Below are 1038 nucleotides of genomic sequence, written 5' to 3' on the forward strand. Positions count from 1 at the left end.
CCGCCTTCCGGCTTGACGACGGCAATCCTCTAGCTGGGCAAATACTTCAACGATGGCGAGCTGGGACATCTTGACCTGACTCCGAGAGTGAGATTACTCTGTTATTCTATCAAGTTTTACATTAGAATGAAATAGCCCTGGCGGTTAGGGTAGAGGCGACGGAAAGCGCACAAAACATTATCGCATTCTTTTCTTTTAGCAAGTTGAGCATGAATCACTTCTAAACCCTTATCATCTGTCGAGATGACAAACCAGGGGAATTGAGATTCTTTTCTAGGGTTGTAATCTTTCATCAGAATTTTACTTCAGTCGAGTGTATGACAAATGCATGACAAATACGCTGCAAATGTTTCAGGCTAAAAGTATAAGACAGTAGAGAATTGCAAATGGAGGGATTATCTCCCATCAAAATGCAACTGTCAATTCTCATCGCTTGGAGTAAAAATGATTAACAATGGCTAATTTCTCATGATGAGAAAGCGATAAGGCTTCATTGCAAGCGGCACTCAAAAAAGTAGCGTGCACTTCTTCTGTTGAGCATTGCAATAGTTTAGCGAGCGCCTCGGATAATCGCAAAATTGTGATGAGTTGAATTGCAGTAAACTCGAACTCACTCCCTTGTGATTCAACGGGGATAGCCGACTCTAAAACGACTTCTAACCCTTCAGATTTCATCGCCTCTTCAAAACGGTGAAAGTCTTCTGGGGTCCCTTGAAATCGGCGTCTATATTCTGGGTTCATAATCCTTTCCCCCTGACTTGATTGTGTTGACTCAGGACGGGATTAATTCGAGACCCCGGGAATATTGAACTGAAGCCGTGGCTAGATTTTGGGTATAGGTCGATTATGCCCGGGTCATGACCCGGTGATGCTCGGTTTATGCGAGGGGAATGATGAGTGCATAACCCGAGGATATTTGCAGGATACTCGCAGGATACCCGGGGCATAACCGGGGGATGACCCGGGGATGACCCGGGGACCCCATGAGGATAACTCTGGGATGACGCTGGGATAACTATCGGACTCTCGTACAGATCA

2 protein-coding genes are annotated in these 1038 nt (G+C 45.6%); both read right to left on the minus strand.

Annotated elements, in window-relative coordinates:
- Positions 1-116: 116 nt before the first annotated feature.
- Positions 117-293 carry a hypothetical protein gene (locus NG833_RS29640; RefSeq protein WP_254568855.1) on the minus strand — a complete coding sequence of 59 codons (177 nt, stop codon included), beginning with the start codon at positions 291-293 and terminating at the stop codon, positions 117-119.
- 133 nt (positions 294-426) lie between these two features.
- The gene (locus tag NG833_RS29645) at positions 427-741 is read right to left on the minus strand and encodes a hypothetical protein (protein WP_254568856.1); all 315 of its coding nucleotides are present in this window, start codon (positions 739-741) and stop codon (positions 427-429) included.
- Positions 742-1038 lie beyond the last annotated feature (297 nt).

Source organism: Oscillatoria sp. HE19RPO (assembly GCF_024220515.1).
Taxonomy (GTDB): Bacteria; Cyanobacteriota; Cyanobacteriia; order Cyanobacteriales; family Laspinemataceae; genus Laspinema.